Origin of the sequence: Pseudomonas donghuensis, assembly GCF_000696345.2 — a bacterium.
Lineage (GTDB): Bacteria > Pseudomonadota > Gammaproteobacteria > Pseudomonadales > Pseudomonadaceae > Aquipseudomonas > Aquipseudomonas donghuensis.
The window spans coordinates 4,663,628-4,686,972 of the sequence record NZ_CP071706.1 but is presented as its reverse complement, the minus strand read 5'-3'; the positions used below and the strand labels follow the sequence as shown (position 1 = coordinate 4,686,972).

The window sequence follows — 23,345 nt, the reverse complement described above, 5'->3', positions numbered from 1 at the left end:
CGGCTACAAAGCCCCGCATTGTACGGAGGGAAGAAAAACGGCCTCGCTTCGTGGGCAAGGCCGTGCCTGGGGCTTCTACGGTGGGTACCTGACCAGTCTCTCCAAGAAGCCACATGGTGGCGGTAGAAAGGTATAAGCAATTGAGGGTAGCGGTCAATTGCGATTATCGGTCGATGGTTCGATAATCGCCCTAGTGACCGTGTTGCCGAGGCTAGCCATGACAGAAGAAACCACGCCCAAAGGGCCAGGATTGAACGACAACGTGCGTAGCTCGTTTGCGTCCCTGGCGCCGCCCATCGTCGCCTCGCCGGCCAAGCGTATCCAGGCCTTCACCGGCGACCCCGACTTCATGACCTCACTGGCCCGGGGCCTGGCAGTGGTGCAAGCCTTCCAGGAGCGCAAGCGCCACCTGACCATCGCGCAGATCAGCCATCGCACGGAAATTCCCCGGGCAGCGGTGCGCCGTTGCCTGCATACCTTGATCAAGCTGGGCTACGCCACTACCGACGGGCGCACTTATTCGTTGCTGCCCAAGGTGCTGACCCTTGGCCATGCCTATCTGTCGTCGACACCCCTGGCGGTGTCGGCACAGCCGTATCTGGACCGCATGAGCGATCAGTTGCATGAGGCCTGCAACATGGCCACCCTGGAAGGCGACGACATTCTCTACATCGCCCGTTCCGCCACCGTGCAGCGCTTGATTTCGGTCGACCTGTCGGTTGGCGGACGGCTGCCGGCCTATTGCACCTCCATGGGTCGCATCCTGCTGGCGGCGCTGGACGACGCGACCCTGCACGAATACCTGGAGCATGCCGACCTGCAGGCCAAGACCAGCCGCACCATTCACGACCCGGTGGCCCTGCTCGAATGCCTGCAACTGGTTCGCCAGCAAGGCTGGTGCGTGGTCGATCAGGAGCTCGAGCAAGGCTTGCGCTCGATCGCCGTGCCGGTCTATGACGCCTCCGGCCAGGTGCTGGCGGCGCTCAACGTCAGCACCCATGCCGGGCGGGTCAGTCGCACCGAGCTTGAGCAGCGCTTTCTGCCGATCATGCTCGCCGCCAGCCGCGACCTCAGCGCGCAACTGTTCGCCTGAACGTTCCTGTTCGATAAACGCACAGAGATGCGTTTATCGAATTGCGCCGCGCCCGCCTGCTTATTAATGTCCCTCGCAGCGGTCAGCCTGCCTTGACCGCCCATAATAATGAGTGAGAGGCAAACGCCCCATGACCGACTTCCTGTCCCCGCACGGCTTGCACCTGTCCTACGCTGGACTGCGCGGCAGCTGATCCAGTTTTCCGAACCTGTTCCTGTTCGCCTGTGCCGTTCATGCGCGCACCCGCACACTCGCGCGCTTCTTCTGGATAAAAATAATGAATAGTCCTCAAGCTGCTGTCGGAAACTGCCTTGATGTGCAGTCCTTTATCAATAGCCAACCGTTGTCACGCTACCAGTGGCGGGTGGTGATCCTGTGCTTCCTGATTGTCTTCCTCGACGGCCTCGACACCGCCGCCATGGGTTTTATCGCCCCGGCCCTGTCCCAGGATTGGGGCATCGACCGGGCCAGCCTGGGGCCGGTGATGAGTGCCGCGCTGATCGGCATGGTCTTCGGGGCGCTGGGTTCCGGGCCGCTGGCCGACCGCTTCGGGCGCAAGGTGGTACTGGTGGGGGCGGTGGTGCTGTTTGGCGCCTTCAGCCTGGCTTCGGCCTACAGCAGCAACGTTGACCAGTTGCTGGTGCTGCGCTTTCTGACCGGGTTGGGCCTGGGGGCGGGCATGCCCAATGCCACGACCCTGCTGTCCGAGTACACCCCGGAGCGGCACAAGTCACTGCTGGTAACCAGCATGTTCTGTGGCTTCAACCTGGGCATGGCCGGTGGCGGTTTCATTTCCGCCAAGCTGATTCCGGCGTTTGGCTGGCACAGCCTGCTGCTGATCGGCGGCCTGTTGCCGTTGGTGCTGGCCGTCGTGCTGGTGTTCTGGCTGCCGGAGTCGGCGCGCTACCTGGTGGTCCGCAACCGGGGCACCGACAAGGTGCGCAAGACGCTCTCCCCGATCGAGCCGGCCATCGTCGGCCAGGCGTCGAGCTTCAGTGTGCCGGAGCAGAAGACGGTAAAAGCCCGCAACGTGTTTGCGGTGATCTTCTCCGGTACCTACAGCACCGGCACCCTGCTGCTGTGGCTGACCTATTTCATGGGCCTGGTGATTGTCTACCTGCTGACCAGCTGGCTGCCAACGCTGATGCGTGACAGTGGCGCGAGCATGGAGCAGGCCGCCTTTATCGGGGCGCTGTTCCAGTTTGGTGGTGTGCTCAGTGCCGTGGGCGTGGGCTGGGCCATGGACCGCTACAACCCGCACAAAGTTATCGGCACGTTCTATCTGCTGGCCGGGGTGTTTGCCTACGCGGTAGGGCAAAGCCTGGGCAACATCACCGTACTGGCGACCCTGGTGCTGGTTGCCGGTATGTGCGTCAACGGTGCGCAATCGGCGATGCCATCGCTGGCAGCGCGTTTCTACCCCACTCAGGGGCGCGCCACCGGTGTGTCGTGGATGCTCGGTATCGGCCGCTTCGGGGCGATCCTTGGGGCGTGGATGGGCGCGACGCTGCTGGGCCTGGGCTGGAACTTCGAGCAGGTGCTGACTGCACTGGTGATCCCGGCCGCGCTGGCCACCACGGCGGTGATCATCAAGGGCATGGTCAGCCATGCCGATGCCACCTGATATCGGCTCCCACCAGGGTTCTTAGCAAGATAACAATCGGTTCGATAATCGAACGATTAGTCGATTATCGGATTGAACCGCCCCCAGGCCCACCTTAATCTGAACCCACACCCGGCGCCGCCCAAGGCGTCTTGAAACCGACCCCGACTCAGCATATCCAGGAGTCTGCAATGGCTGAAATCCTCTCGCTCCACGACGCCGTGAAGCAGTTCGTCAACGACGGTGACAGCGTCGCCCTCGAAGGCTTCACCCACTTGATTCCGACTGCCGCTGGGCATGAAATCATTCGTCAGGGCAAGAAAGATCTGACTCTGGTACGCATGACACCTGACCTGATCTACGATCAGCTGATCGGTGCCGGTTGCGCCCGCAAGCTGATCTTCTCCTGGGGCGGCAACCCGGGTGTCGGCTCCCTCCATCGCCTGCGCGACGCTGTTGAAAAGCAGTGGCCGCAGGCGATGGAAATCGAAGAGCACAGCCACGCGGACCTGGCCAACGCCTACGTTGCCGGCGCCTCCGGCCTGCCGTTCGCGGTGCTGCGTGCCTACGCCGGTTCCGACCTGCCGAAGGTCAACCCGCTGATCAAGAGCGTCACTTGCCCGTTCACCGGCGAAGTGCTCGCCGCCGTGCCTTCGGTGCGCCCGGACGTCACCGTGATCCACGCGCAAAAGGCCGACCGCAAGGGCAATGTGCTGCTCTGGGGCATCCTTGGCGTGCAGAAGGAAGCGGCATTGGCGGCCAAGCGCTGCATCGTCACCGTCGAAGAGATCGTCGATGACCTCCAGGCACCGATGAACGCCTGCGTGCTGCCGACCTGGGCGCTGTCTGCGGTATGCCTGGTGCCGGGGGGCGCGCATCCATCCTATGCCCATGGTTACTACGAGCGTGACAACCGCTTCTACCAGGCTTGGGACCCGATTGCCCGCAACCGCGAAAGCTTCACGGCCTGGATCGACCAGTACATTCGCGGCACCGCCGACTTCACTGAATTCAAGGCAAAACTGGCCAGCGCTGCGGAGGTTGCACAATGAGCTACTCCACCAATGAAATGATGACCGTTGCCGCAGCCCGTCGCCTGCGCAATGGCGCGGTATGTTTCGTCGGCATCGGCCTGCCGTCCAAGGCCGCCAACCTGGCGCGCCTGACCTCGTCGCCCGACGTGGTGCTGATCTACGAATCCGGCCCGATCGGTGCCAAGCCGAGCGTGCTGCCGCTGTCGATCGGTGACGGCGAGCTGGCCGAAACCGCCGACACCGTGGTGCCGACCGGTGAGATCTTTCGCTACTGGCTGCAGGGCGGGCGCATCGACGTGGGCTTCCTCGGCGCTGCCCAGGTCGACCGTTTCGGCAACATCAACACCACCGTGGTCGGTGACTACCACCAGCCAAAAGTGCGCCTGCCCGGTGCCGGTGGCGCGCCGGAGATCGCCGGTTCCGCCAAGCAGGTGCTGATCATCCTCAAGCAATCGAACCGCGCATTTGTCGACAAGCTCGACTTCATCACTTCGGTCGGCCATGGCGAAGGCGGCGATTCGCGCAAGCGCCTGGGCCTGCCGGGTGAAGGGCCGGTCGGGATCATCACCGACCTGTGCATCATGGAGCCCGAAGCCGGCACCCATGAGTTCGTCGTCACCTCGATCCACCCGGGCGTGACCCGTGAACAGATCGTTGCCGCCACCGGCTGGGCCATCCGCTTTGCCGACGACGTGCAGATTACCGCCGAGCCGAGCGCAGTCGAGCTCAACGCCCTGCGTGACCTCGAAGCGCGCACCGCCAGCGCCCACGGCCAAGCGCCAGGAGAAGCCTGATGCGTGACGTATTTATCTGCGACGCCATTCGCACCCCGATTGGCCGCTTTGGCGGCGCCCTGGCCGGCGTGCGCGCCGATGACCTGGCGGCGGTGCCGCTCAAGGCGCTGATCGAACGCAACCCGCAGGTGCAGTGGGCGCAGCTCGATGAAGTGTTCCTCGGTTGCGCCAACCAGGCCGGTGAAGACAACCGCAACGTCGCGCGCATGGCGCTGCTGCTGGCGGGTTTGCCAGAAAGCGTGCCCGGGGTGACCCTCAACCGCCTCTGCGCCTCGGGCATGGACGCGGTGGGCACGGCCTTTCGCGCCATCGCCAGCGGTGAAATGGAGCTGGCGATTGCCGGTGGCGTCGAGTCGATGTCCCGTGCGCCGTTCGTCATGGGTAAGGCTGACAATGCCTATTCGCGCACCATGAAGCTGGAGGACACCACCATCGGCTGGCGCTTCATCAACCCGCTGATGAAGGCTCAGTACGGGGTCGATGCGATGCCGCAGACCGCCGACAACGTCGCCGATGACTACCAGGTATCACGTGCCGATCAGGACGCCTTCGCCCTGCGCAGCCAGCAGCGTACCGCCGCGGCCCAGGCTGCGGGCTTCTTCGCCGAGGAGATCGTGCCGGTGCGCATCGCCCATAAAAAGGGCGAGACCGTGGTCGAGCACGACGAGCACCCGCGCGCCGACACCACCCTTGAAGCCCTGGCCCGGCTCAAGCCGGTCAACGGCCCGGACAAGACCGTCACCGCCGGCAACGCCTCAGGGGTCAACGACGGCGCTGTAGCGCTGCTCCTGGCCTCGGCCGAGGCCGTGAAAAAGCATGGCCTGACCCCGCGGGCGCGGGTGCTGGGCATGGCCAGTGCCGGCGTTGCGCCACGGGTCATGGGCATCGGCCCGGTACCGGCGGTGCGCAAGCTGACCGAGCGCCTGGGCGTGGCGGTGGCCGATTTCGATGTCATCGAACTCAACGAAGCCTTTGCCAGCCAGGGCCTGGCCGTGTTGCGCGAACTCGGCCTGGCCGACGATGCACCGCAGGTCAACCCCAACGGTGGTGCCATTGCCCTCGGTCATCCGCTGGGCATGAGCGGCGCGCGTTTGATCCTCACCGCCTTGCACCAACTGGAGAAATCCGGCGGGCGCAAAGGCCTGGCGACCATGTGTGTCGGCGTCGGCCAGGGCCTGGCCCTGGCCATCGAGCGGGTGTAAAGCAATGACCCCGAGCCGCCGGCCTCCACGCAAGGTTGGCGGCCTGGGGTGATTGTTCTGTGGATCGTGGATGTTACTGGGTGTATCTAGACTCTCTGTAGTTCCAAGAGAAAGTAGCCATGACTTCAGCCTATTTGAAGCAACGACCGGGCAATCAGCTGTTCGATGCCTATTTCACCGCGCCAGCCATGCGCGAGATCTTCTGCGACCGTGGCCGGGTGCAGGGCATGCTCGATTTCGAAGCGGCCCTGGCCCGTGCCGAAGCGGCCACCGGGGTCATCCCTCAGGTGGCCGTGGCAGCGATCGAAACCGCCTGCCATGCCGAGCGCTACGACTTTGCCGCGCTGGCCGAAGCCATTGCCGTGGCCGGCAACTCGGCCATTCCGCTGGTCAAGGCGCTGGGCAAGGTGATTGCCAGTGGCGTGCCGGAGGCCGAGCGTTATGTGCACCTGGGCGCCACCAGCCAGGATGCCATGGACACCGGCCTGGTACTGCAACTGAGGGCGGCACTGGCGTTGATCGAAACGGATCTGGCGCGCCTGGCCGATGCCCTGGCTCGCCAAGCCCTGACCTACGCTGAGACGCCCTTGGCCGGTCGCACCTGGCTGCAACATGCCACGCCGGTCACCTTGGGCATGAAGATCGCAGGCTGGCTAGGCGCGTTGAGCCGCCACCGCGAGCGCCTGCAGGAGCTCAAGCCACGCGTGCTGACCCTGCAGTTTGGCGGCGCCTCCGGTACCTTGGCGGCGCTGGGCGACAAGGCGCTGCCGGTGGCTCAAGCCTTGGCCGCAGAGCTGAAGCTGACGCTGCCCGAGCAGCCCTGGCACACCCAGCGCGATCGCCTGGTGGAGTTCGCTTCGGTGCTGGGCATGATTGCCGGCAGCCTTGGCAAACTGGGCCGCGATGTCAGCCTGCTGATGCAGACCGAGGCAGCCGAGGTGTTCGAGCCGTCGGCGCCAGGCAAAGGCGGTTCTTCGACCATGCCGCACAAGCGCAACCCGGTCGGCGCCGCCGTGTTGATCGGCGCTGCCACCCGCGTGCCGGGCCTGCTCGCCACGCTGTTTGCCGCCATGCCCCAGGAGCACGAACGCAGCCTCGGCCTGTGGCATGCCGAATGGGAAACCCTGCCGGAGATCTGCTGCCTGGTGTCCGGTGCATTGCGCCAGGCACAGATCATCGCCGACGGCCTGGAAGTGGACGCCGAGCGCATGCGTCGCAACCTCGACCTGACCCAAGGGCTGGTCCTGGCCGAAGCTGTCAGTGTGGTGCTGGCCCAACGCCTGGGCCGTGACCGCGCCCACCATTTGCTGGAAACCTGCTGCCAGCGTGCCGTAGCCGAACAGCGCCAGCTGCGCGCCGTGCTTGGCGACGAGCCGCAGGTCAGCGCTGAACTTTCGCCCGACGAACTCGATCGTCTGCTCGATCCAGCCCACTACCTTGGCCAGGCCCGAGCCTGGGTCGAGCGAGCGCTGGCTGAACATCACCGCATCAATGCCTGAAGGAGGCTGCAGTGGCACAGGTACAACTCGCCGATGGCGTACTCAACTATCAATTTGAAGGCCCGGAACACCTGCCGGTGCTGGTGCTGTCCAACTCCCTGGGCACCGACCTGCACATGTGGGACACCCAGGTACCGGCCCTGACCGCGCATTTTCGCGTGCTGCGCTATGACACCCGCGGCCATGGCGGCTCGCTGGTCACCCAGGGGCCGTACAGCATCGAGCAACTGGGGCAGGATGTGCTGGCCCTGCTCGATGCCTTGCACATTGAACAGGCGCATTTCTGCGGCCTGTCCATGGGCGGGCTGATCGGCCAGTGGCTGGGGATCAATGCCGGTCACCGGCTCAAGCGCCTGATCGTCTGCAACACTGCGGCCAAGATCGGCACGCTGGAAACCTGGAACCCGCGCATCGAGATGGTCCTGCGTGATCAACAAGCGGCGATGGTTGGCCTGCGTGATGCGTCGATCGAGCGCTGGTTCACCCCGGGTTATGCCGCGGGCAACCCCGAGCAGGCCAAGCGGATTACCGATATGCTCGCCGCCACTTCGCCTGAGGGTTATGCGGCTAACTGCGGGGCAGTGCGCGATGCTGATTTCCGTGATCAGTTGGGCGAGATCAAGGTGCCGCTGCTGGTGATTTCCGGCACTCACGATGCGGTCACGCCGCCGTCGGGCGGGCGCTTCATCCAGGAGAACGTGGCGGGCGCCGAATACGCCGAGTTCCATGCCGCACACCTGTCCAACGTTGAAGTCGGTGCGCCGTTCAGCCGCCGGGTGATCGATTTTCTGCTGGCCCGTGAGGAATGACCGTGGACGAGAAACAACGTTATGAGGCCGGCATGCAGGTGCGCCGCGCGGTGCTTGGCGACGCCCATGTCGACCGCAGCCTGAACAACCTGAGCGAGTTCAATAGCGAGTTCCAGGAAATGATCACCCGCCACGCCTGGGGTGATATCTGGACCCGCCCGGGCCTGCCCCGGCATACCCGCAGCCTGATCACCATCGCCATGCTGATCGGCATGAACCGCAACGAGGAGTTGAAACTGCACCTGCGCGCGGCGGCCAACAATGGCGTGACCCGTGAAGAGATCAAGGAAGTGCTGATGCAGAGCGCGATCTACTGCGGCATCCCGGCGGCCAATGCGACCTTCCACCTGGCCGAGTCGGTGTGGGATGAGTTGGGGGTTGAGTCCAGGGGCTGACCTTCAGGGCTTCATCGCTGACAAGCCAGCCATACCTGTGGGAGCTGGCTTGCCAGCGATGGGCTGCAAAGCAGCCCCAATCAGACCGCCGCCTTCTTCTGCCGAATTGCCACCGGTCCGACAGTGTCTTCAATGGCTTTTTTCAGCTCCAGGCGCATGCCCAGCAAGAACCCCAGTTCCGCCACCACGAACAACGGCCCGATGACCAGGCCCATCAGGTCATCGACAAACGCCGGCTTGCGCCCTTCATAGTGGTGGCCGACAAACTGGATCACCCAGCCGGTCACGAACAGCGCCAGCCCCGCACCCAGCCACAGCAGGGTGCTGTGCATCGCCAACGCCTGCCCGGCCCACAGGCACAAACCGAGCAATACCGCCATCAGCAGGCCCAGGCGTTGATCCAGGCGCAGGTAGAACCCGCTGCTAACCAGCGCTACCAGCAACGCCGGCGACACCCAGACGCCACCCAGGTCGACCCCCGGTCGTGACAGCAAAACGGTCACCGCCACGACAATCAGCGGAATACCGATAAAGTGGGTGACGATGTTGCGCGGGTCGCGGTGGTAGGCGGCGTATTGACTCAGGTGTTCGACCAGGTTTTTCATTGTTGTTCCTCCTGTAGGTGGCTTGAGCATGTCCTACAGATTTCCGCCTGTCTGTCGCCTAGCCGACAGAGTTCACCTGCGAGGCGCTATGCGCGAAACCCTGCTGCAAGGTCATTGGTTCCAGGCATTGCCTCCCCGCTTTCAGGATAGCCTGTTGGCGCTGGCCCGGCAGCGCGAGCTGGCGGCCGGGCAATACCTGTTCCAGCGCGGTGATGCGCCGTGCGGGCTGTATGCGCTGCTCGACGGGGCGATGCGCGTGGGGGCGGTGGCTACCGATGGCAAAGAGGCGCTGTTGACCCTGATCGAAGCGCCGCACTGGTTCGGCGAGATCAGCCTGTTCGACGGCCAGCCGCGTACCCACGACGCCCAGGCGCTAGGGCCGACCCGGCTGTTGTGGATACCCCAGGCGCCGTTACTCAACCTGCTCGAACAACAGCCACGGCACTGGCGCGATGTGGCCTTGCTGATGAGCCATAAACTGCGCGTGGTGTTTGTCGCCCTCGAGCAGCAGAGCCTGTTGGCCGCCGCGCCAAGGGTGGCCCATCGGCTGCTGCAGATCGCCGCCGGTTATGGCGAGTTGCGGGGCAGCCGGCGCGTGCTGCAACTGTCCCAGGAGCAGTTGGCGCTGATGCTCTCGCTGTCGCGCCAGACCACCAACCAGATCCTCAAGTCGCTGCAGCAGGAGGGCGCCTTGCGCCTGGGCTATGGCGAGATCGAAATCCTCGACCTCGCACGCCTGCAGGTGCTGGCTAGTCCGGCTGGAACGGTGACTGACTGAGGATGACCCCGGTCTGCTCGACGTACTTTTGCCATTCGCCCAGCAGCGCCTGCAATTTTGCCGGTTGTGCCTGGGCCAGGTCGTTGATTTCCCCCGGGTCGCTGGCCAGGTCGTAGAGCTGCCAGGTGGCCGGGCCGACCGGGCCGGGGATGTAAACAGCTTTCCAGTGGCCCTGGCGAATCGCCCGGCGGCCGAACAGTTCCCAGCCGGTGACGGTGTTTTCGTCGTGCACCTGCTCGGTCTCGCCCGACAGGTAGCCCAGCCAGGACTTGCCGCGCAGCGGCGCCACGTCACGGCCGCGCCAACGCTTGCCGGGGTGGCGCACGCCGGCAAGATCAAGCAGGGTCGGGGTGATATCCATCACCGTGCTGAACTGATGGCTGATCTGGCCCTGGCGCGCCAGCGCCGGGTAATGCACCAGCGCCGGCACGCGAATCCCGCCCTCGCTGGTGAAGGCCTTGTACAGCCGCGACGGTGCGGTGGCCGCCTGCGCCCAGTGCGGGCCGTACCAGACGTAGGAGTTGGCCCGGCCGATGTTCTCCAGGCTGTTGTCGTAGTGCTGGTCGAGGTAGCTGGCCAGTTGCGGGCCGAACTTGGGAAAGGCTTCGAGCAGCGCGCCTTCGGCGCCGTTATCGGACATGAACAGCACCAGGGTGTTGTCGAGCAGGCCCTGGTTGCGCAGATAGTCCAGCACCCGGCCAATGTTCCAGTCCATGCGCTCGACCATCGCCGCGTACACCTCCATCGCCCGCGCCGAACGCTGGCGTTGTTCATCGCTGAGACTGTGCCAGTGGTTGTCCACCGGATGGGCCTGGGTATCGGCGCCGATCAGGCCCAGCTGGCGCAGTTTTTCCAGGCGCTCCTGGCGCAGCACTTCGGGGCCGGCGTCGTAGCGGCCCTGGTAGCGCGCCACCACCTCGGCGGGCGCCTGCAACGGCCAGTGCGGCGCCGAGAAGGGCAGGTAGGCGAAGAATGGCCGGCTCTGGTCGCGCTCCTTGAGGTACTGCAGCAGCTTGTCGCCGAAGGCATCGGAGGAATAGAAATCCTTGGGCAGCTCTTCGATAAAGGCCTGGTCTTCGATGTACAGCGCTGGCGTCGATTTGAGCAGGCCTGGGGTCTGATCGTCGTAGGTCGGTTCAAAGCCATAGTGGTTGGCCGCGCCGGGCAGCAGGGCGAAGGAGCGTTCAAAGCCGCGGGCCTGGGGCGCCAGCTCGGCGGTCAGGCCCAGGTGCCATTTGCCGCTCATCAGGGTCTGGTAACCGGCATCGCGCAACAGCTCTGGCAAGGCCACCACGCGGTCGTTGAGGTAGCCTTCGTAGCCCGGCTTGCCGATCAGCTCCGGGGTCAGCGCTTCGGCCATGGTGCCGATGCCGGCGATATGGTGGTCGGTACCGGTCAGCAGCATCGAGCGGGTCGGCGAGCAGGTCGGCGCGGTATGAAAATCGGTCAGGCGCAGGCCGGCAGTGGCCAGCTTGTCGAGGTTCGGCGTGGCGATTTCACCGCCGAAGGCGCCGAGGTCGGAGAAGCCCAGGTCGTCGGCAACGATGACCAGAAAGTTGGGGCGTTGGCTCATGGTCGGTTCTCAGTAGGCAAGGTAGGTCAAAGGCAGGTCGCGGATCTGTTCCAGCGCCGGCGGCAGATAGCGTTCGTCGGCGGTCAGTTCGTGCAGCAGGTCTTCGCGCAGACGGTGGAAGGCGTAACTGCCGCGTTGGCGCGGGTGCGCCAGGTCGATGTCGACGATGCGCTTGATCCGCCCGGGGCGCGGCTCCAGGACCACCACGCGGTCGGCGAGAAACAGCGCTTCTTCGACATCGTGGGTCACCAGCAGGGTGGTAATGCGTGCCCGCTCGCGAATCGCCAGCAGCTCGTCCTGCATCTGCTGGCGGGTCAGCGCGTCGAGGGCGCCGAAGGGTTCATCGAGCAACAAGATACGCGGGCTGGCCACCAGGCCACGGGCAATCGCCACACGCTGGGCCATGCCGCCGGAGAGCTGGTGCGGGTAGGCCTGGCTGAAGTCTTGCAGGCCCACCAGGGCGATGTACTGGTCGATGCGTTGCTGGCGCTGCTCGCTGTTCAGCGGCGCGTTGACCAGGCCCAGGGCGATGTTTTGCGCCACGCTCAGCCAGGGGAACAGACGGTGCTCCTGAAAGACGATGCCGCGTTCGCTGCCGATGCCATTGAGCGGCTGGCCGTCGATCAGGATCTGCCCCTGGTAGTCGTTGTCCAGGCCGATCAGCAGGCGCAGCAGGGTGGATTTACCGCAGCCACTGGCGCCGACGATGGCGACGAACTCACCGTCGGCGATTTGCAGGTTGAAGTCGCGGATGGCTTCCAGCTCACCGCCGGCCACGGCGAAGTGTTTGCCGACCTGATTGAAACTGACCAGGGCAGGGGCGATGGCGTTCATGCTCGTCTCCAGCGCGTGGCGCGCAATTCGAGGTGTTGTCCGAGGGCACCCAGGAGTGCGCCGGTAAGGCCGACCAGGAGCATCCCGGCCATGATGATGTCCATGCGCAGCAACTGCTGGGCGCCGATCATCAGGCTGCCGATACCGCCGCCCGAGGGCATGAAGTACTCGGCGCCGATGGTGCCCAGCCAGGCGTAAATCAGGCCGATGCGCAGGCCGGCGAAAATCCCCGGCGCCGCTCCCGGTAGTACCAGCCGGCGCAGGCGCTGGGCCAGGTTGAGGTGCAGCACGCGGGCGGCTTCTTCCAGTTGTGGCGAGCGGTTGGCCACGGCCCGTTGGGTGGCGATGAACAACGGGAAGAACGCCGCCAGGCCAACGAATACCCACTTGGCCAGCTCACCGAGACCGAACCAGGCGGTCAGCAGCGGTACCCAGGCGAAGATCGCGATCTGCCGTAAGCCGGCCAGGCTCGGCCCGAACAGGCGTTCGGCGGGCGTCGACAGCCCAAGCCACAGACCCAGGGCAAAACCCAGGCTGCCACCGAGCAGCAGGCCGCCCAAGGCCCGACCGACACTGATCGCCAGGGCGCCGCTGAGCGAGCCGTCGAGCAGGCCGTTGCCGGTAGTCTCCAGGACCTGCAGCGGGGCGACCAGAATCTGTGTGTCGACCCAGTTCAACTGGTTGGCCAACTGCCACAGCGCCAGCAGTGCCAAGGGCAGCAGCAAGGCCTGCAGGCGCTGGCCACCGTGCAAGCGCGACACCCGCAGTTCGGCGCTGGACGGGTGCGGCCAGTGCACCAGACGCCGCTCGAGCCAGCTCAGGCCACGGTCCATGACAAAACCCAGCAGGCCAATGACCAGGATGCAGACAAACACGATGTCGAGCATGAACAACTGCCGGGCCCAGACCATCAGGTAACCGATGCCTTCACTGGAGGCCAGCAGTTCCACCGCCAGCAACGATGTCCAGCCGGTGGCCAGGGCCAGGCGCACGCCGGCGAGAAAGGCCGGCAGGGCCGCCGGAAAAATCAGTTGGCTGACCAGCAGGCGCGGCGGCAGGCGCAACACCGTGGCCGCCTCGCGCAGCCGTGGCTGGGTATCGCGCACCCCCACTAGGGTATGCAGGGTTACCGGCACGATGATCGCCTTGACCAGCACCACCAGCTTGAGCACCTCGCCGATGCCGAACAGCACCATGAACAGCGGCACCCAGGCCAGGGTCGGGATCTGCGCCAGGGCATTGAAGGTTGGCAGTACCAGGCGTTCGGCGCGACGGCTGAAACCCAGCCAGGCACCGAGCAGGGCGCCACTGGCAACTCCCAGCAACAGGCCCAGGGCCAGGCGTTGCAGGCTGATCGCCAGGTGCGTCCACAGTTCGCCCCGGGCCAGCTCCACAGCGCTCTGCCAGACCAGGCTCGGCGCTGGCAGTATCTGTTCGCTCATCCACAGGTTGCGGCTGGCCAGCCACCACCATGCGGCCAGCAACAGGGGCAGATACCAGGCCTGCAGGCGACGCAGGGGCAGGCCGTCGAACAGTCGCATGCGGCCTGGCGGGCTGGCCAGTGGCAGGCTGGAAAGTGAAGCTCGGGCCATGGAAACCTCTGCGAGTTGAAATTTGCTTATTCTTAAATTGAATTACAGCTTTGAATATCAATTCGTTTAGGTGATAAGAATCTGCATTTAAAGCTGCTGTCACAACGCGCAGCCAATGCATTCGAAGCATATTTTTCTTGTGCCTGATGCATGGCGCGCTGGAACGCCCGTAGAACGGCTTTTATGCTTACAAGTTATTAAAATGTAATTTATTAGTATTTATTTACTGGTCTGGGTTGTCGGTAGCGTGGCCGCACCATTACAAGGAGTCGCGTGCCATGAACCTGTCGATCAACCGTGTGTTCAATCTGTTTGCCGTTCCCGCCCTGGCCGCGGTGGTCGGCTGGCTGCCGCCGGCCCAGGCTGGCGAGGTCAGGGAAATCCGCATCGCCGTGCCCGACCTGAGCGCCGGCACCCAGCATTCCGGCGGCGGTGTGACCGACGTACTGCGCGACCAGCAATTGCTGGAAAAAGCCTTCGCCGCCGATGGCATCAGCATCCAGTGGAACTACTTCAAGGGCGCGGGCCCGGTGATCAACGAGGCATTCGCCAACGGTCAGGTCGACTTTGCCTACCTCGGCGACCTGGCGGCGATCATCGGCAAGGCCAATGGCCTCGACACCCGTCTGCTGGCCGCCACCGGTCGCGGCATCAAGCACTACCTGGGGGTGGCGCCGGGCAGCAACATCAAGACCTTGCAAGATCTCAAGGGCAAGCGCGTGGCGGTGTTTCGCGGCACCGCCACCCAGCTGTCGTTCGACGCCGCCCTGGCCAGCCAGGGCCTGAGCGAGAAGGACCTGAAAGTCATCAACCTGGATTTCAACGCGGCGATCGCCGCCCTGGCTGCCAGGCAGATCGACGCCACCTGGGGCTCGACCGGCATCAGCGCCCTCAAGCAACGCGGCCTGGCCGAGTTGCCCTTGAGTACCCGTGACTTGGGCGGCGCCGGCAATGTGCAGGCCGTGCTGGTGGGCTCCGGGCGCTTTGTCGACGAGCATCCGGAACTGGTGGAAAAACTCCTCGCTACCCAGGAAAAGGCCGTGCACTGGCTGACCCGGGACGACAACAAGGAGGCGTACATCCAGCTGGTCTCGGGGCTGGCCAGTTACCCGCCAGCGATCCTTCAGCAGGACCTGCAGCACGAGCAATTGAGCAAGATCTTCCCTTCGACCCTGGATGCCGACTTCCTGGCCAAATTGCAGGCGTCGGTGGACTTGGCCGCCGAGCAGCGGTTGATTCGCAAACCGTTCAACGTCGAGCAGTGGCTGGCGCCCCAGGCTATCCGGCCAGCACCTGCACCTCTGGCTGCCGATCGAGGCTGATCAGGGTTTCGATCATTGCCCGGGCGGCGGGCGAAAGGCGATAACCGCTGCGGCTGACGATGCCGCAGCGGGCATTGAGGCTGTCGAGGTTGGCCGGCAGGTTGCGCCAGTGCAGGCGTATCAGGCGGCCCTGTTCGATGTCCTCGGCAAAGGCTTCTTCGGTGCCGATACCAATGGCGTCGGTGCCCAGCACGATCTTCACCAGGGTCGGCAGGTGCTCGGTCTGCACCTGCGGGGCGAAGTCGGTCTTGCCGCTGAGGTTGGCCAGCAGCTTGCGCACCCCCGGCGGGATCAGGGTGGTGGCCAGCGGGTAGTCGAACATGTCGTTGGTCGACAGGCTGTCCTTGGCCAGCAGCGGGTGCCCCGGACGGCAGAAGAACAGGCCGCGGCGCGGGCTCAGCGGCTGGGTCTGGAAGTTCGGGTCGGCCTCGAAATGACGGATGTCGGCGACGAAGAACTCGATCTCTTCTCGACTCAGCGCGCGGCTGAGTTTTTCCCAGTTATCCACGTCGAAGCAGGTGCGCACCTTGGGGTGGGCGCCGAGAAAGCGTGCCACCGCCTGCGGCACCAGGTGCACCGCAGGCGCCGGGCCGCAGCCGAAGCGCAGCTCGCCGGCATCGAGCTTGGTCATCTGCTGCACTTCGCTGTTCAGCTGTGCTGCGCCTTGCACCAGGCGCAGGGCGTGCTGCAGCACCACCTGGCCTTCGGGCGTGGGGCGCAGGTCCTTGTTGCCGCGATCGATCAGCACGCAGCCGAACTCCTGTTCCAGGCCCTGGATGCTGCGGCTGAAAGCCGGCTGGGTGATGCCCATGGCATCGGCGGCGCGGACAAAACTGCGGTGTTCAGTGAGGGCGATGAAGTAACGCAGTTGGCGAAGATCCATATGCTTTCCCGGCATTCCAAAAATACGGCGAAGGTATTTGCCGCCGTGCAGGCTCAGGTTTTAAATGCAAGCTCTTATTCCGTCAATGAAACATCTGTTTATTTGTTAGAGCTTATTTGCATATCAATAGAGCAGAGGTTTCAACGCCGCTTCGCGCAACCTAGCCAGATGAGGGTCAAACCATGAGCAATGCCGCACGTGCTGTAGCACCTGTCACCCACGCGCTGGATATCCACCCGGTGGCCGGGCGCATCGGTGCCGAAATTCGCGGGGTCCAGTTGAGCGCCGACCTTGAGCCCGCCGTGATCGAAGCCATCCAGGCCGCCCTGGTGCAACACAAGGTGGTGTTCTTCCGCGCCCAGACCCACCTCGATGACCAGGGCCAGGAAGCCTTCGCCCACCTGCTCGGTGAGCCGATCGCCCACCCGACCGTGCCAGTGCGCGAAGGCACGCGTTACCTGCTCGAACTCGATGGCGGCGAAGGGCGCCGGGCCAATTCCTGGCACACCGACGTGACCTTCGTCGATGCCTACCCCAAGGCGTCGATCCTGCGCTCGGTGGTGGCGCCCGCATCGGGTGGCGACACGGTGTGGGCCAATACCGCCACGGCTTATCAGGACCTCTCTGCAGAACTGCGGGCCCTGGCTGACCAGCTCTGGGCGGTGCACAGCAACGAGTACGACTACGCCGCAGCCAAGCCCGATGTGAGCCTGGAACAACTGGAAAACTACCGGAAGATCTTCACATCGACGGTGTACGAAACCGAGCATCCGGTAGTGCGTGTGCACCCGGTCAGCGGTGAGAAGAACCTTTTGCTCGGGCACTTCGTCAAACGCATCAAGGGCTACTCGCAGAGCGACTCGGCGCACCTGTTCAACCTGCTGCAAAGCCATGTCACGCGCCTGGAGAACACCGTGCGCTGGCGCTGGCAGGCCGGTGACGTGGCGATCTGGGACAACCGCGCGACCCAGCACTATGCGGTCGATGACTACGGCACCCAGGGCCGCGTGGTGCGCCGGGTGACCTTGCAGGGCGATGTACCGGTGGGGGTGGCCGGGCAGCGGAGCCGCACCACACGCGGGGCTTGAAGTAATCGTGGGGCAAGCCCGCTCCTACAGTCCAGGTGTTGTGCACAGCGGACATTGTGGGAGCCGGCGTTGCCGGCGATGGGCTGCGTAGCAGCCCCAAGGCAGAGGTTTCAGAGAATACTGATCGGGTAACTGATGATCAGCCGGTTCTCATCAAAGGTATTGGTGCTGTAGTCCCGGCGCATGGTCGAGTTACGCCATTTGACCGACAGGCTCTTCAACGTCCCGGACTGGATCACATAGGCCAGCTCCGATTCCCGCGCCCATTCCTTGCCATCGGTAATGGCGCCGGTGTGCACGTTGTCGCCGCTGATGTAGCGGTTCATCAAGGTCAGCCCGGGCACGCCGAGGCCGGCGAAGTTGTAGTCGTGCCGCAACTGCCAGGAGCGTTCCTGGGCGTTGTCGAAGCTTGAGTTGTAGCTGTCGTTGGCCAGGGTGCCGCCACTGGTGCCGTTGACCCGCATCCAGGCATCGTCGCCGCTGACTTTCTGCAGGCCGAGGTAGAAGGTGTTGGCGCCGTATTTGGCCGAGAGCAGCGCCGAGGCGGTGCGGTTGTCCAGCTTGCCGGCGCGTTCGGCGCCGTCTTCCTTGCCGATGAAGTAGCCGAGGTTGGCGCCCAGGGTCCAGTCGCCCACAGGCTGGCTGTGCACCAGGTTGATGTACTGTTGGTTGTAGATGTCTTTGAGCTCGGCATTCCACAAACCGATCATCGTGCGCTTGTCGTTGAAGCTGTATTCGCCACCGGCAAAGTTGAAGCGGTCGGAGGTGAAGGCCGCCCGGCCGTTCATCGACATGTCTTCCATGCTCGCGTCATTGCGTGGGCTGTTACCGCGAAACTGCCCGGCATACAGGGTCAAGCCGGCGATCTCCTGCGAGGTGATCTGCCCGCCGCGGAAGGTCTGCGGCAGCGAGCGGCCGTCGTCCGAGCGCAGGATCGGCAGCACCGGCATCCATTCGCCAACTTTCAGTTCGGTGTTGGCGATCTTCGCTTTCAGCGCTACGCCCAGGCGCCCGAAGTCATCGGCTGGGCGCCCGTCATCGTGTACCGGCAACAAATGCGTACCCTTCGTGCCCTTGCCGCCATCGAGCTTGACCGAGTACAGGCCCAACACATCGACACCGAAGCCGACCAGGCCTTGGGTAAAGCCGGAGCGGGCGTCGAGGATGAAACTCTGGGTCCATTCCTCGGCCTTGCCCTGGGGGTTGGCCGGGTCGACGAAGTTGCGGTTGATGTAGAAGTTGCGCAGGTTGAGGCTGGCCTTGGCGTCCTCGACAAAGCCGCCTTCGGCCGCCAGGGCGGGCAGGGTGCAAGTCATGGCCAGCAAGCCGGGAAGCAGGTGTCGTGCGGGTGTGGTCATCGTTTGATGTCTCTTGTTTTTATGTAAGCCGAAGCCATCCGCTGCGACGGTTGGAGGTCACAGGCCGGGCTACGATCTTTTGGGGGTACGCTTTGGAAAAGCTGCGAAGCGATGGTGCGGCGGCGGGCGGGGGTGAATCAATTCGTTGCAGGCGGAATTGGGCGATAATCGAACGGTAACTGGTTGGTTAATTCATCATCGTGGGGCAAGCCCGCTCCTACAGGCGATTGCATAAAAAAGCCCACCGCAAGGGTGGGCTCTTTCACAACGCAAACACTCAGCCTTTCGGCGTCTGGGCCGCAGCCTGCTGCTGCGCCTGACCGGTCTGCTCGTACCAGCCGCCACCGAGGGCCTTGTACAGGTTGACCTCGCTGACCAACTGCGACAGGCGATCACTGATCAACGACTGCTGGGTGTTGAACAGCTGACGCTGGGCGTCGAGGAAGGTCAGGTTGCTGTCGATACCGATGCGGTAGCGACGCTCGGCCAGACGGTAGTAGTCCTGGTTGGCGGCAACCAGGTCACGTTGGGCCTGCAACTGCTGATTGAAGGTCTGGCGCGCGGCGAGGCCATCGGAGACTTCCTGGAAGGCGGTCTGGATGGTTTTCTCGTACTTGGCGACGTTGATGTCCTTCTGGATCTTCGAGTAGTCGAGGCTGGCACGCAGGGCACCGGCGTTGAAGATCGGCAGGTTGATCTGCGGCTGGAACAGCCAGGTGCCCGAGCCACCCTTGAACAGGCCGCCCATGTCCGGGCTCAGGGTCCCGGCGTTGGCGGTCAGGCTGATGCTCGGGAAGAACGCCGCGCGGGCCGCGCCAATGTTGGCATTGGCAGCCTTGAGCAGGTGTTCGGCTTCCTGGATGTCCGGCCGGCGTTGCAGCAGGTCGGACGGCAGGCCCGCCGGCACTTCGGCCAACAGGTCGCTGTCAAGATTCTGCGCCGCCGGCAGGTTGGCCGGCACGCCGGTGCCGAGCAGCACGGTCAGGCTGTTGAGGTCCTGGGCAACCTGGCGCTGGAACTGCGCCAGCTTGACCCGCGCACCTTCAACCGACGTGCGTGCCTGGCTCAGGTCCAGGGCCGAAGCGACCCCCACTTCATTGCTACGCAAGGTCAGCTGGTAGCTTTCCTCGTAGGTTTTGAGGGTCTCTTCGGTGAGCTTGAGCAGCGCCTGGTCGGCCTGCCAGGTGAAGTAGGCGTTGGCCACACTGGCCACCAGGCTGATCTGCGTCGAGCGCCGCGCTTCTTCGCTGGACAGGTAGATCTCCAGCTGTTGCTCGGTCAGGCTGCGCACCCGGCCGAACAGGTCGAGCTCGTAGGCGCTGACCCCAAGGGTCGCCGAGTACTGGCTGCTGATACTCGATTCGCCGGTTTGCGACATGTTCGCCGGCATCCGCTGACGGCTGCCGCTGCCATTGGCCGAGACCGCCGGAAACAGATCGGCCCGCTGAATGCGGTACTGCGCCCGGTAGGCATCGATGTTCAGCGCCGCGACCTTGAGGTCGCGGTTGTTGACCAGCGCGGTCTGGATCAACTGCTGCAGCGCCGGGTCATGGAAGAACTGACGCCAGCCTTGTTCGGCGGCGGCCACCTCGGCCGACTCGGTCGGCGAGTAGGCAGGGCCTTGCGGCCACTGCGCGGCCACCGGCGATTCCGGGGTCTGGTAGTCAGGGATCAGCGAGCAGCCGCCAAGAATGAAAGCGGTTACTGCCAGGGACAACAGGGACTTACTCATTGCCCGGCCTCATAGCGTGGAGTTTCAGGGGTGGCGTCCTCTTCGGGCTTCTTGCTACCGAACAGCGACGACACGCTTACAAAGAACAATGGCACCCAGAAGATTGCCAGTACGGTGGCGGTCAGCATGCCGCCGATAACCCCGGTACCGATGGCGTGCTGGCTGCCCGAGCCTGCGCCACTGGAGATGGCCAACGGCACCACGCCGAGGATGAACGCCAGCGAGGTCATGATGATTGGCCGCAGACGCATCCGGCAGGCTTCGATGGCCGCATCCATCAGGCTGCGGCCCTGCTCGTGCAGTTCCTTGGCGAATTCGACGATCAGGATCGCGTTTTTCGCCGCCAGGCCGATGGTGGTCAACAGCCCCACCTGGAAGTACACGTCGTTGGACAACCCGCGCAGGCTGGTGGCCAGCAGCGCACCGATGATCCCCAGCGGCACCACGAGCATGACCGCGATCGGAATCGACCAGCTTTCATACAGCGCCGCCAGACACAGGAACACCATCAGCAGCGACAGGGCGTACAGCGCTGGCGCCTGGGAGCCGGACAGCCGCTCCTCGTACGACAGGCCCGTCCAGGAGTAACCGATACCCGCCGGCAGTTGCGCGGCCAGGCGCTCGACCTCGAGCATGGCTTCACCGGTACTGTAGCCAGGGGCTGGCGCACCGAGGATTTCCATGGCTTCTACGCCGTTGTAACGCGACAGCTTCGGTGCCCCGTAGATCCACTCGCCCTTGGCGAAGGATGAGAACGGCACCATCTCGCCAGCGGCGTTGCGCACGTACCACTTCTGCAGGTCTTCCGGGCTCATCCGCGCACCGGCTTCACCCTGGATGTAAACCTTCTTGACCCGGCCGCGGTCGATGAAGTCGTTGACGTAGCTGGCACCCAGGGCAATCGACAGGGTGCTGTTGATGTCGGCGATGGTCACGCCCAGGGCACTGGCGCGCTCGTCGTCGACGGTCAGCTGGTACTGCGGCTCATCGTTCAGGCCGTTCGGGCGTACTGCCGAAAGGATCTTGCTCTGTGCGGCCATGCCGAGGAACTGGTTGCGCGCTTGCATCAGTTTTTCATGGCCGACACCGGCACGGTCTTGCAGGAACACGTCAAAACCGGTGGCGTTACCCAGCTCCAGTACCGCCGGTGGGGCGAAGGCGAACACCATCGCATCGCGGAAGCTGAAGAAGTGCTGCTGGGCACGGTTCGCCAGGTTGAACACGTTGTTCTCGGCAGAGCGCTCGCCCCATGGCTTGAGCATGATGAAGGCCATGCCCGAGCTCTGGCCACGACCGGCGAAGTTGAAGCCGTTGACGGTGAACACCGAGGCAACGGTATCGGCTTCCTTGTCGAGCAGGTAGCTGCGCATTTCGTCGATCACCACCTGGGTGCGCTCGGCACTGGAACCGGCCGGGGTCTGCACCTGGGCGAACAGTACGCCCTGGTCTTCTTCAGGCAGGAACGCCGTCGGAATGCGGGTGAACAGCCAGATCATGCCGACCACGATCAGCAGGTAGGCCAGCAGGTACGGAGCCTTGTGCCGCAGCATGTTGCCGACGCCGCGCTCGTAGCTACGCACGCTGCGGTCGAAGTTGCGGTTGAACCAGCCGAAGAAGCCGCGCTTGGCAACGTGGTGCTCGCCCTTGGCAATCGGCTTGAGCATGGTCGCGCACAGCGCCGGGGTGAAGATCAGGGCCACCAGTACCGACAGGGCCATGGCCGAGACGATGGTGATCGAGAACTGTTTGTAGATCACGCCGGTGGAGCCGCCGAAGAAGGCCATGGGCAGCAGTACCGCCGACAGCACCAGGGCGATACCGACCAGGGCGCCCTGGATCTGGCCCATGGACTTCTTGGTCGCTTCTTTGGGCGATAGCCCCTCTTCGGCCATCACCCGCTCGACGTTCTCCACCACGACGATGGCATCGTCCACCAGCAAGCCGATGGCCAGCACCATGCCGAACATGGTCAGGGTGTTGATGCTGAAGCCCGCCGCGGCAAGGATGCCGAAGGTACCCAGCAATACCACCGGTACGGTCATGGTGGTGATGATGGTGGCGCGGAAGTTCTGCAGGAACAGGTACATCACCAGGAACACCAGCACGATCGCTTCGATCAGGGTGTGGATTACCCCGCTGATCGACTCGGTCACGACCGGAGTGGTGTCATACGGGAACACCGCCTTCATGCCTTCCGGGAAGAACGGCTCCAGGTCGGTGATGGTCTGGCGCAGGGCCTTGGCGGTATCCAGGGCGTTGGCGCCAGTGGCCAGTTTTACCGCAAGGCCGGAGGCCGGCTTGCCGTTGAACTGGGCGCTGATCGCGTAGTTCTCACCACCCAGGCCGACCTTGGCGACATCGCCCAGGCGCACCTGGGAGCCGTCACGGTTGACCTTGAGCAGAATCTTTTCGAACTGCTCGGCGGTCTGCAGGCGGGTCTTGCCGATGATCGTGGCGTTGAGCTGGGTGCCTGGCAGGGCAGGCAGGCCGCCGAGCTGGCCGGAGGACACCTGGACGTTCTGCGCGGCCACGGCGGTACGCACGTCGACCGGGGTCAGCTGATACTTGTTCAGCTTGGCCGGGTCGAGCCAGATACGCATGGCGTACTGGGCACCGAACACCTGGAAGTCACCGACACCGGCAGTCCGCGAGATCGGGTCCTGCATGTTGGAGACGATGTAGTTGGCCAGGTCATCCTTGGACATGCTGCCGTCTTCGGATACCAGGCCGATCACCAGCAGGAAGTTCTTCACCGCCTTGGTCACGCGGATACCCTGCTGTTGCACTTCTTGCGGCAGCAGCGGGGTGGCCAGGTTCAGCTTGTTCTGCACCTGGACCTGCGCAGTGTCAGGGTTGGTGCCCTGCTCGAAGGTCGCGGTAATGGTCATGCTGCCGTCGGAGTTACTTTCCGACGACACATAACGCAGGTTGTCGATACCGTTGAGCTGCTGCTCGATCACCTGCACCACGGTGTCCTGCACGGTCTGCGCCGAAGCGCCCGGGTAGGTCACGGCGATGGCAATGGCCGGCGGCGCGATGCTCGGGTACTGGTTGATCGGCAATTTGAGGATCGACAAGGCGCCGACCAGCATGATCACCAAGGCGATCACCCAGGCAAAGATCGGGCGATCGATAAAAAATCTCGACATGG

The 23,345-nt window shown here is 64.1% G+C and carries 19 protein-coding genes; 11 read left to right on the top strand and 8 right to left on the bottom strand.

Going from position 1 to position 23,345, the window contains the following annotated elements:
• Positions 1–217 precede the first annotated feature (217 nt).
• From pcaR to pcaC, 8 genes are all read left to right on the top strand, one after another.
• On the top strand, positions 218–1,093 hold the full coding sequence (gene pcaR, locus BV82_RS21735) for a pca regulon transcriptional regulator PcaR (protein WP_174242307.1): 876 nt from the start codon (positions 218–220) through the stop codon (positions 1,091–1,093).
• 277 nt (positions 1,094–1,370) lie between these two features.
• Positions 1,371–2,717, top strand: coding sequence for a 4-hydroxybenzoate transporter PcaK (gene pcaK / locus BV82_RS21730; protein WP_010220875.1), 1,347 nt, complete (start codon positions 1,371–1,373; stop codon positions 2,715–2,717).
• Between the two features lie 170 nt (positions 2,718–2,887).
• A complete protein-coding gene (locus BV82_RS21725) occupies positions 2,888–3,748 on the top strand; it encodes a CoA transferase subunit A (RefSeq protein ID WP_010220877.1) in 861 nt (286 codons plus the stop codon).
• Complete coding sequence (locus BV82_RS21720) at positions 3,745–4,524, top strand: CoA-transferase subunit beta (RefSeq protein WP_010220879.1); 780 nt, start codon at positions 3,745–3,747, stop codon at positions 4,522–4,524. Before BV82_RS21725 ends, BV82_RS21720 begins: the two co-directional genes overlap by 4 nt.
• A complete protein-coding gene (pcaF, locus tag BV82_RS21715; RefSeq protein ID WP_200874288.1) occupies positions 4,521–5,726 on the top strand; it encodes a 3-oxoadipyl-CoA thiolase in 1,206 nt (401 codons plus the stop codon). The genes BV82_RS21720 and pcaF overlap by 4 nt, the downstream gene beginning before the upstream one ends.
• Before the next feature lie 119 nt (positions 5,727–5,845).
• Complete coding sequence (locus BV82_RS21710) at positions 5,846–7,225, top strand: 3-carboxy-cis,cis-muconate cycloisomerase (RefSeq protein ID WP_010220883.1); 1,380 nt, start codon at positions 5,846–5,848, stop codon at positions 7,223–7,225.
• An 11-nt stretch (positions 7,226–7,236) separates the two neighbouring features.
• On the top strand, positions 7,237–8,034 hold the full coding sequence (gene pcaD, locus BV82_RS21705; RefSeq protein ID WP_010220885.1) for a 3-oxoadipate enol-lactonase: 798 nt from the start codon (positions 7,237–7,239) through the stop codon (positions 8,032–8,034).
• 2 nt (positions 8,035–8,036) lie between these two features.
• Positions 8,037–8,429, top strand: a complete 393-nt coding sequence (gene pcaC, locus BV82_RS21700) for a 4-carboxymuconolactone decarboxylase (RefSeq protein ID WP_010220888.1) — start codon at positions 8,037–8,039, stop codon at positions 8,427–8,429.
• Between the two features lie 80 nt (positions 8,430–8,509).
• Here the strand turns inward: pcaC and BV82_RS21695 are convergent, their stop codons facing one another.
• On the bottom strand, positions 8,510–9,034 hold the full coding sequence (locus BV82_RS21695) for an Mpo1 family 2-hydroxy fatty acid dioxygenase (protein WP_036996733.1): 525 nt from the start codon (positions 9,032–9,034) through the stop codon (positions 8,510–8,512).
• Positions 9,035–9,122: 88 nt separating this feature from the next.
• Between BV82_RS21695 and BV82_RS21690 the strand changes: the two genes are divergently transcribed.
• The gene (locus tag BV82_RS21690; RefSeq protein WP_036996732.1) at positions 9,123–9,812 is read left to right on the top strand and encodes a Crp/Fnr family transcriptional regulator; all 690 of its coding nucleotides are present in this window, start codon (positions 9,123–9,125) and stop codon (positions 9,810–9,812) included.
• Here BV82_RS21690 and BV82_RS21685 read toward each other — a convergent pair.
• The 3 genes from BV82_RS21685 to BV82_RS21675 are packed head-to-tail and all read right to left on the bottom strand — an operon-like array spanning position 9,784 to position 13,811.
• The gene (locus BV82_RS21685) at positions 9,784–11,385 is read right to left on the bottom strand and encodes an arylsulfatase (protein ID WP_036996731.1); all 1,602 of its coding nucleotides are present in this window, start codon (positions 11,383–11,385) and stop codon (positions 9,784–9,786) included. The two genes, BV82_RS21690 and BV82_RS21685, sit on opposite strands and share 29 nt — an antisense overlap.
• Positions 11,386–11,394: 9 nt before the next feature.
• Positions 11,395–12,219, bottom strand: a complete 825-nt coding sequence (locus BV82_RS21680) for an ABC transporter ATP-binding protein (RefSeq protein WP_010220896.1) — start codon at positions 12,217–12,219, stop codon at positions 11,395–11,397.
• Complete coding sequence (locus BV82_RS21675; protein WP_036996728.1) at positions 12,216–13,811, bottom strand: ABC transporter permease; 1,596 nt, start codon at positions 13,809–13,811, stop codon at positions 12,216–12,218. The genes BV82_RS21680 and BV82_RS21675 overlap by 4 nt, the downstream gene beginning before the upstream one ends.
• 278 nt (positions 13,812–14,089) lie before the next feature.
• On the opposite strand from BV82_RS21675, the gene BV82_RS21670 reads away from it, so the two are divergent.
• Entirely contained in the window at positions 14,090–15,133 is a 1,044-nt protein-coding gene (locus BV82_RS21670) for an ABC transporter substrate-binding protein (protein ID WP_010220899.1), read from the top strand.
• Here BV82_RS21670 and BV82_RS21665 read toward each other — a convergent pair.
• On the bottom strand, positions 15,090–16,016 hold the full coding sequence (locus BV82_RS21665) for a LysR family transcriptional regulator (RefSeq protein ID WP_036996727.1): 927 nt from the start codon (positions 16,014–16,016) through the stop codon (positions 15,090–15,092). The genes BV82_RS21670 and BV82_RS21665 overlap by 44 nt on opposite strands.
• A gap of 182 nt (positions 16,017–16,198) precedes the next feature.
• On the opposite strand from BV82_RS21665, the gene BV82_RS21660 reads away from it, so the two are divergent.
• The gene (locus tag BV82_RS21660; protein ID WP_010220902.1) at positions 16,199–17,104 is read left to right on the top strand and encodes a TauD/TfdA dioxygenase family protein; all 906 of its coding nucleotides are present in this window, start codon (positions 16,199–16,201) and stop codon (positions 17,102–17,104) included.
• A 110-nt stretch (positions 17,105–17,214) separates the two neighbouring features.
• On the opposite strand, the gene BV82_RS21655 is transcribed toward BV82_RS21660, so the two are convergent.
• The 3 genes from BV82_RS21655 to BV82_RS21645 all read right to left on the bottom strand — a co-directional run bounded on the left by BV82_RS21655 (position 17,215) and on the right by BV82_RS21645 (position 23,343).
• Positions 17,215–18,420, bottom strand: coding sequence for an OprD family porin (locus BV82_RS21655; RefSeq protein WP_374045285.1), 1,206 nt, complete (start codon positions 18,418–18,420; stop codon positions 17,215–17,217).
• A 319-nt stretch (positions 18,421–18,739) separates the two neighbouring features.
• On the bottom strand, positions 18,740–20,194 hold the full coding sequence (locus tag BV82_RS21650; RefSeq protein WP_010220906.1) for an AdeC/AdeK/OprM family multidrug efflux complex outer membrane factor: 1,455 nt from the start codon (positions 20,192–20,194) through the stop codon (positions 18,740–18,742).
• Positions 20,191–23,343, bottom strand: a complete 3,153-nt coding sequence (locus BV82_RS21645; RefSeq protein WP_010220908.1) for an efflux RND transporter permease subunit — start codon at positions 23,341–23,343, stop codon at positions 20,191–20,193. The genes BV82_RS21650 and BV82_RS21645 overlap by 4 nt, the downstream gene beginning before the upstream one ends.
• Positions 23,344–23,345 lie beyond the last annotated feature (2 nt).